The sequence below is a fragment of the Microcystis sp. M53603_WE2 genome, from assembly GCF_030065435.1.
This window is the reverse complement of the sequence record NZ_JASJFF010000564.1, coordinates 1-8154: the sequence shown is the minus strand read 5'-3', so window position 1 is coordinate 8154 and position 8154 is coordinate 1. Positions and strand designations below refer to the sequence as shown.

The 8154-nt window shown below is 39.9% G+C and carries 13 protein-coding genes and 2 pseudogenes; 11 read left to right on the top strand and 4 right to left on the bottom strand.

What is annotated here, in order from left to right; all coding sequences use genetic code 11:
* Positions 1–124 precede the first annotated feature (124 nt).
* The 8 genes and pseudogenes from PX481_RS11870 (at position 125) to PX481_RS11835 (ending at position 2456) form a co-directional block, all read left to right on the top strand.
* Positions 125–421, top strand: a complete 297-nt coding sequence (locus tag PX481_RS11870; protein WP_287999578.1) for a nucleotidyltransferase family protein — start codon at positions 125–127, stop codon at positions 419–421.
* Positions 405–743, top strand: coding sequence for a HepT-like ribonuclease domain-containing protein (locus PX481_RS11865; protein WP_150976183.1), 339 nt, complete (start codon positions 405–407; stop codon positions 741–743). Before PX481_RS11870 ends, PX481_RS11865 begins: the two co-directional genes overlap by 17 nt.
* A 58-nt stretch (positions 744–801) precedes the next feature.
* A complete protein-coding gene (locus PX481_RS11860) occupies positions 802–1038 on the top strand; it encodes a type II toxin-antitoxin system RelN family antitoxin (protein WP_002754695.1) in 237 nt (78 codons plus the stop codon).
* A pseudogene (locus tag PX481_RS11855) lies at positions 1031–1381 on the top strand (type II toxin-antitoxin system RelE/ParE family toxin). The gene PX481_RS11860 and the pseudogene PX481_RS11855 overlap by 8 nt, the downstream one beginning before the upstream one ends.
* Positions 1382–1423: 42 nt before the next feature.
* Positions 1424–1636 (top strand): hypothetical protein, encoded by a 213-nt coding sequence (locus tag PX481_RS11850; protein WP_287999574.1) that lies wholly within the window; start codon positions 1424–1426, stop codon positions 1634–1636.
* Positions 1590–1829, top strand: coding sequence for a type II toxin-antitoxin system PemK/MazF family toxin (locus PX481_RS11845; protein ID WP_353852191.1), 240 nt, complete (start codon positions 1590–1592; stop codon positions 1827–1829). Before PX481_RS11850 ends, PX481_RS11845 begins: the two co-directional genes overlap by 47 nt.
* Before the next feature lie 23 nt (positions 1830–1852).
* The gene (locus tag PX481_RS11840; RefSeq protein ID WP_002789522.1) at positions 1853–2140 is read left to right on the top strand and encodes a nucleotidyltransferase family protein; all 288 of its coding nucleotides are present in this window, start codon (positions 1853–1855) and stop codon (positions 2138–2140) included.
* Complete coding sequence (locus tag PX481_RS11835; protein ID WP_002789521.1) at positions 2130–2456, top strand: HepT-like ribonuclease domain-containing protein; 327 nt, start codon at positions 2130–2132, stop codon at positions 2454–2456. The genes PX481_RS11840 and PX481_RS11835 overlap by 11 nt, the downstream gene beginning before the upstream one ends.
* Here PX481_RS11835 and PX481_RS11830 read toward each other — a convergent pair.
* Positions 2448–2582, bottom strand: coding sequence for a hypothetical protein (locus PX481_RS11830; RefSeq protein ID WP_288027527.1), 135 nt, complete (start codon positions 2580–2582; stop codon positions 2448–2450). The genes PX481_RS11835 and PX481_RS11830 overlap by 9 nt on opposite strands.
* 65 nt (positions 2583–2647) lie before the next feature.
* Here PX481_RS11830 and PX481_RS11825 point away from each other — a divergent pair, with 65 nt between their 5' ends.
* Positions 2648–3019: an endonuclease domain-containing protein gene (locus PX481_RS11825; protein ID WP_002759989.1), complete on the top strand. Its 372-nt coding sequence runs from the start codon at positions 2648–2650 to the stop codon at positions 3017–3019.
* 177 nt (positions 3020–3196) lie between these two features.
* On the opposite strand, the gene PX481_RS11820 is transcribed toward PX481_RS11825, so the two are convergent.
* From PX481_RS11820 to polA, 3 genes are read right to left on the bottom strand one after another with little or no spacing between them, the layout of a single operon-like run.
* Positions 3197–3445, bottom strand: coding sequence for a heavy-metal-associated domain-containing protein (locus tag PX481_RS11820; protein WP_002759990.1), 249 nt, complete (start codon positions 3443–3445; stop codon positions 3197–3199).
* A 36-nt stretch (positions 3446–3481) separates the two neighbouring features.
* Positions 3482–3727 (bottom strand): NDH complex assembly factor CRR9, encoded by a 246-nt coding sequence (locus PX481_RS11815; protein WP_002746191.1) that lies wholly within the window; start codon positions 3725–3727, stop codon positions 3482–3484.
* A gap of 4 nt (positions 3728–3731) precedes the next feature.
* Positions 3732–6602: a DNA polymerase I gene (gene polA, locus PX481_RS11810; protein ID WP_288094627.1), complete on the bottom strand. Its 2871-nt coding sequence runs from the start codon at positions 6600–6602 to the stop codon at positions 3732–3734.
* Between the two features lie 190 nt (positions 6603–6792).
* Here polA and PX481_RS11805 point away from each other — a divergent pair, with 190 nt between their 5' ends.
* Positions 6793–7719, top strand: coding sequence for a UDP-glucuronic acid decarboxylase family protein (locus PX481_RS11805; protein ID WP_002759994.1), 927 nt, complete (start codon positions 6793–6795; stop codon positions 7717–7719).
* A gap of 45 nt (positions 7720–7764) precedes the next feature.
* Positions 7765–8154, top strand: a pseudogene (locus tag PX481_RS11800) (UDP-glucose 6-dehydrogenase); the annotation flags it as partial.

The following is an 8154-nucleotide window of genomic DNA, read 5'->3' as shown; positions in this document are numbered from 1 at the left end:
GATGAAGTTGCAAAAAATCTCTAAATAGACCCTTTATTAGAAACCGATGAAGAAACGGCAACTGCTCGGATAAACCAACAATTAGAAAGCTTGGGAGTAAACCTAATCTGATCAACACAAAAATATGAAAATTCCTCAAGAAAAACTCTCACAACTTTGCCAACATTGGCATATTCATAAACTTTCCTTATTTGGTTCAGTTTTACGAGATGATTTCACCGCAGATAGTGATATTGATATGCTCGTTGAGTTTGAACTTGGTTTTACCCCTAGTTTTCTCAAACTTCATCAAATTCAAGAAGAACTATCTCAATTATTTGATGGACGTACTATTGATCTCGTTACCATCAAATCTCTTAATCATCATATTCGTGAGCGTGTTTTAGCAACAGCAGAGGTGTGTTATGTCGCAGAAAGATAATCAAGTGTATGTTGAACACATGATTGACACAGCAAATAAAGCACTTAGCTTTGTAGAAGGTGTCAGTCGAGAAGATTTTGATAATAACGAACTTTTACGGTTATCCCTCACCCATTTATTGCAAATTATCGGAGAAGCAGCGCGTCGTGTATCACCAGACTTTCGGGAGAATTATCCAACAATTCCTTGGCAAGCAGTCGTCGGAATGCGGAGCAAAGTAGTACACGATTACTTAAATGTTGATGAAGATATTGTTTGGAATACCGTTAAAAATGATTTACCATTTTTAGTTAAAGAACTAGAAAAGATTCTGAGCAGGTAAAACTTTGGGAAAATTAGCAGCATTTAGATATTGAACTAACCCACTCAAGCAGAGAAACATGAAAGCACTCAAGGTTATGGCAACCATTGATGAACAAGGACAACTCACCCTAGATCATCCTTTAATCATAGACAAAAACAGCCGTGTAGAAGTTATTATTCTCATCCCAGAGGAGGAAACCCAAGATACATCTCAAGCAGAAATTTTAGCAGACTTTCGGCAAGCTTGGCATGAAGCCATGACAGGACAAACCATTCCCGTTTCTCAACTTTGGGAAGGGTTAGAAGATGACTAATCAACCGATAATTCAAGTTTTAGCCTCGGCAACATTCAAGTGAAATCTCCGCACTCTTGCTAAGAAATATCGCAGTATTCGAGATGATATTCAACCTATGATTGAACAACTTGAGCAAGGAGAATTACCTGGCGATAAAATACCTAGTATTGGTTATACTGTCTTCAAGTTGAGAGTCCGAAATAGTGATATTCAAAAAGGCAAAAGTGGGGGATACCGTTTAATTTATTACGTCAAAACTGCAACGGCAATCATTCTGTTAACTATTTACACGAAATCTGAACAAGTTGATATGGCGGTAAAGGATATTCAAAGCATTATTACAGACTATGAACAACAGTAAACAGATTATAATTGTAACAGCTATTAATTGGACTAACCACCCATGAATATTAAACAAAAACTATCTTTAGTAACACAAAATCTCTCCGATGAACAATTAAGACCATTGTTAGAGTTAGCAGTAAAATTACAAAATAACAACCCAAATACACTTAACTTTACTGAACAAATTACCTCTCAAGCTTATCAAGAATGGGTTAGTTCTGATCATGACATCTACGACGAGATTTTTGCCGATGAAATTACAAAAGGGTGATGTAGTATTGTGTCAAGTACCCATGCCATCCAGTCAATTTCAACAGTTTAAGCTTCCTGCTGCTGTTATCGTATCAGCTAATGATATTAATCAAATTTTAGATGATGTAATGGTTGTTCCTTTTACCTCTAATCGTAATCGATCCTTTTCGATAAACCAACAACTAGAAAGCTTGGGAGTAAACCTAATCTGATGAACACAAAAATAAATCTACCAATGGAACAAATTAAAGGATTTTGTCAAAAGTGGCAAGTCACCGAATTGGCATTATTTGGTTCAGTTTTACGCGAAGATTTCCGTTCAGATAGCGATATTGATATTTTAATTACCTTTTCCCCAACTGCTAAACGAGGTTTAACCGAAACCCTACAAATGCGCGATGAACTGCAAGCAATTTTTGATCGAAAAGTAGATTTAATTGTGAAAGCAGCACTCAAACGGAGTGATAACTGGCTAAGATGTAAAAACATTTTAGAATCAGCACAGATTATATATGCCTCGTGATCAAGAATCTCTAATCGACATTGTAAATGCTATCAGACGTATTTTGCGCTATACTGATGGTATCGGTAAATCAGAATTGGAAACCAATGATGAAAAATTGTCGGCCATCCTCTACCAAATTACCATTATTGGTGAAGCGACTAAACGTCTTTCTGTAATCTTCCGTCAACAACATCCAGAAATTCCTTGGCGAGAAATGGCTGGAATGCGAGATGTCATTGTTCATAAATACGATCAGCTTGATTTGGATGTGGTATGGGACATAGTTGAAAATAAATTAACAGAACTTTTAAAAGCGATCGCACCTTTACTCTAAGAGTGCTTTAAAAGCAAAATCCAAAGAACTATTAGAAATTGCTAAAATAGGAGTAGAAAAAGCGATAGAAACCGATGAAGAAACGGCAACCGCTTGGATAAACCAACAACTAGAATCCTTAGACATTTCCCCCCTTTTTAAGGGGGGTAGGGGGGATCAATGAACCTTTTTAAGGGGGGTAGGGGGGATCAATGAACCTAAACAACAGCGACTTTCATCTACCTTATAATACTGCCCTAGTAGCCAGAGCGAAAGAACTGCGAAAGAACATGACCTTAGCAGAGAAAAAGCTGTGGTATTCCTATCTAAAAAATTTCAAATTCAAAGTCCTAAGACAACGCCCCATTGATCATTTCATTGTTGATTTTTATTGCCCTAGCCTCAAACTTGTGATTGAAATTGATGGAGATACTCACTTTACGGATGAGGGAAAAGCCTATGATAAAGAGAGAACTGCGCGATTAGAAAGCTATGGATTAAAAGTTATTAGATTCACGAATTCGCAGGTATTAAGAAATTTTGAGGCGGTTTGTGAGCAGCTAAATCTTTCGATCCCCCCTTAATCCCCCCTTAAAAAGGGGGGAAAATTTAACGCCTAAGCGATAGAAACCGATGAAGAAACGGCAACCGCTTGGATAAACCAACAACTAGAAAGCTTGGGAGTAAAACTAATCTGATGAACACAAAAATAGAACTACCCTTGATTTTTACCAGAGGTATATTTTTAACGGGAGAGGATGTCAACCCTCACTGCTAGACTCAACAGTATGGCCGACTTCGCTGATCCATTGGGCAATTTCTGCGGGGGATGCGGTGGTTTCTACCGTGACGATTTTATTGGCTACATCCACCGATATTTGGGCTGCTGGTTGCTGATTATTAATCGCTTTAGTAATGGTATTAGCGCAACCTTCACAGGCAATACTAGGCACTTTTAGGGTAATTGTCATTGTTGTAACTCCAGTAACTTTATAGCTAAAAACTAGCATAAATTGTCAGGGGTAGCTGATTTTTTAAGAGTTTATTTACCATTTCAGCACTGCCGCTTCGATCCCCTGTTCCCGACGCAGTTGACTATCTTTTTCTAGCCATTGAATGACCTGTTTATGGGTTAGTTCTTCTAGGGTTACTCCCGTATCTTCGGCGATTATTTTTAGTAAGCGTAGGGAAGAAATCGTTAAACGAGTCAGGAATTTTTCGGGAGAAGTTAAGAGGGCAGCGTCCACATCTGCGGATTCTTCTGGGGTTAAAAATTGTCTGTTTTCGATCATAGTTTTATTTGGTTTCCATCCAATTGTCACCAGCTTTAATTTCTACCAAGAGAGGGATCGTCAAGGAGACAGCTTCTTCCATAGTAGTCTTGATTTTTGACTCTAGGGATGGCCATTCTTCCCTCGGTACTTCCAAGACTAATTCATCATGGACTTGCAGCAGTAATCTCGCTCGATAATTTTGCAGTACCTCAGCCAATTTTACCATCGCTACTTTAATAATATCAGCACTGGAACCCTGAATGGGGGCATTAGCAGCCGATCTTAATAATTGTGCTTCCTCGTTGTTGAGTTTGAGGCTATCTAAATCGATGTCGTGTAAGGACAGTCCCCGCAGTCTTTTTAAGAGGGGATTATCGAAGTTAAAATAACGTCTTCTGCCCAAAATTGTTTCCACATATCCCTGAGCGATCGCTTGTTTTTTGCTATTCTCTAAATACTCAAATACTTGGGCATAACGTTGATGATATTTTTCAATAAATTTTCTGCCCTGTTCTACGGTTAATTTCGATTCACGGGCGAATTTTTGCGCTCCCATGCCATAAATAACCCCGAAGTTAATTGTTTTTCCTAAACTGCGTTCTTCTGGGGTAATTTCCCCTTTATCAAAGAGCAATTGAGCGGTGACTTTATGAACATCTTGATTACTACGATACGCTTCTAATAAAACTGGTTCTTGGCTGAGATGAGCGAGAATTCTTAACTCGATTTGTGAGTAGTCCGCTGATACTAATAAGTAACCATCTTCGGGAATAAAAGCTTGACGAATTCGTCTGGAAAATTCACTGCGAATGGGTATATTTTGCAGGTTAGGATTGGAGGATGATAAGCGTCCGGTGCTGGTGATGGTTTGATTAAAATCTGTATGTACTCTTGCGGTTTTTGGTTCGGCTAATTTCGGTAAAGCATCCACATAGGTGGATTTTAATTTGGATAAGGTGCGATGTTCAAGGATATAATCAACTAAGGGATGATCTCCTTGTAGTTTCTCTAAAACACTTTGATCGGTAGAGTAACCTGTTTTAGTTTTTCTGGATTTTTTGCGATTGAGTGCCAATCGATCGAAGAGGATTTCACTTAACTGTTTAGGAGAGCTAAGATTAAAAGTTTCTCCGATAGATTCATAGGCTTTTTTTTCTATGTCTGCTAAGTCTCTTTCTAGTTGCTGGGACAAGTTTTTTAGATAATTGACATTAATTTTTATACCATAATTTTCCATCTGCCACAGCACCATGACGAGGGGAGATTCTATTTCAGAGAATAATTGATACAAAGGGGGAATTTTAGTTAATTCTGCCTGTAATTTTTCTCGAAGTAAATAGGTAGCATAGGCATCTAATCCACAGTAGTTAGCAGTGGTGGCAATATCTAAATCAGCGATGGTTTTTCCCCCAGGAATACCGAGACTTTTATAACTAAGGGAAGTGATACCGTCTAAATAGCGATCGCATAAATCTTCGAGATTATGAGTTAGTTCGGGATGGAGGACATAACTAGCCACCATAGTATCAAAAACTAAACCTTTAACGGTAATTCCTTGATGATAAAAAACATCAATATCAAATTTCGCATTCTGGAAGACTTTCGGATAATTATCACCCGCTAAAATTGGGCGTAATTTTTCGAGGACTATCTCTAGATTTAAATTATCACCGCTCTGGTGGCCGATAGGAATATAGGCCATAGCATTTAATTCTTTTCCCCAACAGCAACCGATCCCGACCAATTTGGCTACACGAGGATTTAAATCCGTGGTTTCGGTATCCCAAGCGACAGGAAAATGTGGATTAGTGAAAGTTGTTAATTTTGCCAGTAAAGCATCTAACTTAGGAAGAGTATCAATAATTTCCGGAGCAATTAGAACCGGTGGAGAAATAGGGGGTAAATCAAACAGAGACAATTGATTAGAATCAGCATCGCTAGTTAATTCTAGGGTAGGAGTGCCACCTAGATACTGTTGAATTTGATCGAGTTTCTGGAGAATTTTCTTTAACTCCAATCTTGCCAATAAAGCTTTAACTAAACGCCGATCAAAACCTCGGAGACGAAATTTCTCTTCCTCGAGACTAACGGGGGCATCAAGGGCAATTTTGGCTAAATAGCGAGAACTTTCGGCGGCGGTTTTTCCCTCTAATAATTTAGTTTTTACCATTCCCTTAATCGATTCCAGATTGGTATATATATCGTCTAAGTTATCGTATTTTTTTAATAAATCTATCGCTGTTTTTTCGCCAATTCCGCGCACCCCGGGTATATTATCAGACTTATCACCGCAAAGAGCTTTAAAATCTACTACCTGTTTTGGTGTCACCCCTAACTTTTCCGTGACAGCTTGGGAATTAAATTCTGTATAACCCTGTCCCGATGTACTTTTGACCGCATTAATATCCAGATAGAGAACCGTGGTTTTTTTCTCCTCATCTACCAATTGGAATAAATCTCGATCGCCTGTTAAAATCTTGACTGTATAACCATTATCGCCGGCCTGTTTTGCCAAAGTTCCTAAAACATCATCTGCTTCATAACCCGGAGAAGTCACAATAGGAATATTCATCGCTGCCAAGAGACTTTGGAGATTAGTTAAATCGGGGCGAAATTCTTCGGGAGTCTCTTGCCGATTCGCCTTATAATTGACATCAGCTTCATGGCGAAAAGAAGGAGCGGCTAAATCAAAAGCGACCGCTAAATAAGTGGGTTTTTGAGTTTCTAGTAACTGCATCAGAGAGTTTAAAAACCCAAAACAAACACTGGTGGGAATGCCGCTAGAAGTACGCAGAGGACCAGAACGAGACTTAGCAAAGGCATAATAGGCACGAAAAGCCAAAGAATGCCCATCAATCAGGATAAATAGCTTATTTTGCTCGCCACTGTTCATAATCTAGCCTCAAATTTGCGTGTTATTTCCATTTTAAGGATTACCGAGCCATTATTCAGCCATTAGCCTTGAATCGGCGATCGCTGATCACTGATCACTGATACTCAACACCCCGTCAAAAAAAATATTTGCCAAAAAACCAGCGTAAGGGTATTTTAAGAATAATTTTATATGTTTACTTTGCGATTACATGAGAATCCTAGTTACGGGTGGTGCAGGTTTTATCGGTTCCCATCTAATCGATCGCTTGATGGAACAGGGTCATGAAGTGATCTGTCTGGATAACTTCTATACAGGGACGCGCAGAAATATCGTTAAATGGCTAGGAAATCCTTATTTTGAGCTAATTCGTCACGATATCACCGAGCCGATCCGTTTAGAAGTCGATCAGATCTATCACCTGGCCTGTCCTGCTTCCCCAATCCACTATCAATATAACCCCGTAAAAACGATTAAAACCAATGTTTTAGGGACCATGTATATGCTAGGCCTAGCTAAAAGGGTAAAAGCGCGATTTTTGCTCGCTTCTACCTCAGAAGTCTATGGCGATCCCGATGTGCATCCGCAAACGGAAGAATATCGAGGTAATGTCAACTGCATCGGACCGCGTTCCTGTTATGACGAGGGTAAACGGGTAGCGGAAACCCTGGCTTTTGAGTATTATCGGGAGCATAAAGTCGATATCCGGGTGGCCCGGATTTTCAACACCTACGGCCCGCGAATGCTGGAAAACGATGGTCGAGTGGTGAGTAATTTCGTCGTACAAGCTTTGCGCGGTCAACCCCTAACGGTTTATGGTCAAGGTTCCCAAACCCGCAGTTTTTGCTATGTTTCTGACTTGGTGGAAGGGTTAATGCGTTTGATGAATGGGGATTTTATCGGACCGGTTAATTTAGGCAATCCCGACGAATACACAATTCTGGAATTAGCACAAGTGATCCAAGGCATGATTAATCCCGAGGCGGAATTGGTCTATCAACCACTGCCGGAAGATGATCCCAAGCAACGACAACCGGATATCACTCGTGCTAAAACTTATCTGGATTGGAGTCCAACTATTCCTCTAAGTCAGGGTTTAAAAATGACGATCGAGGATTTCCGTTCTCGTCTAAGCTAATCCCTAATCAATAAATTTAACCTAATTGTCACTGGAGTGATTATCATGCGTGTTTGTGTTATCGGAACGGGTTATGTGGGTTTAGTCACTGGGGTTTGCCTAGCACATATCGGCCATCATGTTATCTGTATTGACAACAATGAAGAAAAAGTCAAATTGATGAAATCGGGACAATCCCCCATCTATGAACCGGGGTTATCGGAATTAATGCAGTCTTCGGCAGCCTCCGGCAATCTGGAATTCTCCGCAGATCTAGAAGCGGGAGTTAAACACGGCGAAATCCTCTTTATCGCTGTTGGTACACCAGCACTACCCACTGGAGAAAGTGACACCCGTTATGTGGAAGCGGTGGCCCGGGGTATTGGCGCCCATCTCAACGGTGGTTATAAAGTCATCGTCAATAAATCTACCGTTCCCATCGGTTCAGGGCATTGG

What these genes read in the sequence shown, in the direction of transcription:
- PX481_RS11870 (WP_287999578.1), top strand. Translation starts at nt 125, where the DNA reads ATGAAAATTCCTCAAGAAAAACTCTCACAACTTTGCCAACATTGGCAT.
- PX481_RS11865 (WP_150976183.1), top strand. Translation starts at nt 405, where the DNA reads ATGTCGCAGAAAGATAATCAAGTGTATGTTGAACACATGATTGACACA.
- PX481_RS11860 (WP_002754695.1), top strand. Translation starts at nt 802, where the DNA reads ATGAAAGCACTCAAGGTTATGGCAACCATTGATGAACAAGGACAACTC.
- PX481_RS11850 (WP_287999574.1), top strand. Translation starts at nt 1,424, where the DNA reads ATGAATATTAAACAAAAACTATCTTTAGTAACACAAAATCTCTCCGAT.
- PX481_RS11845 (WP_353852191.1), top strand. Translation starts at nt 1,590, where the DNA reads ATGACATCTACGACGAGATTTTTGCCGATGAAATTACAAAAGGGTGAT.
- PX481_RS11840 (WP_002789522.1), top strand. Translation starts at nt 1,853, where the DNA reads ATGGAACAAATTAAAGGATTTTGTCAAAAGTGGCAAGTCACCGAATTG.
- PX481_RS11835 (WP_002789521.1), top strand. Translation starts at nt 2,130, where the DNA reads ATGCCTCGTGATCAAGAATCTCTAATCGACATTGTAAATGCTATCAGA.
- PX481_RS11830 (WP_288027527.1), bottom strand. Translation starts at nt 2,582, where the DNA reads ATGTCTAAGGATTCTAGTTGTTGGTTTATCCAAGCGGTTGCCGTTTCT.
- PX481_RS11825 (WP_002759989.1), top strand. Translation starts at nt 2,648, where the DNA reads ATGAACCTAAACAACAGCGACTTTCATCTACCTTATAATACTGCCCTA.
- PX481_RS11820 (WP_002759990.1), bottom strand. Translation starts at nt 3,445, where the DNA reads ATGCTAGTTTTTAGCTATAAAGTTACTGGAGTTACAACAATGACAATT.
- PX481_RS11815 (WP_002746191.1), bottom strand. Translation starts at nt 3,727, where the DNA reads ATGATCGAAAACAGACAATTTTTAACCCCAGAAGAATCCGCAGATGTG.
- polA (WP_288094627.1), bottom strand. Translation starts at nt 6,602, where the DNA reads ATGAACAGTGGCGAGCAAAATAAGCTATTTATCCTGATTGATGGGCAT.
- PX481_RS11805 (WP_002759994.1), top strand. Translation starts at nt 6,793, where the DNA reads ATGAGAATCCTAGTTACGGGTGGTGCAGGTTTTATCGGTTCCCATCTA.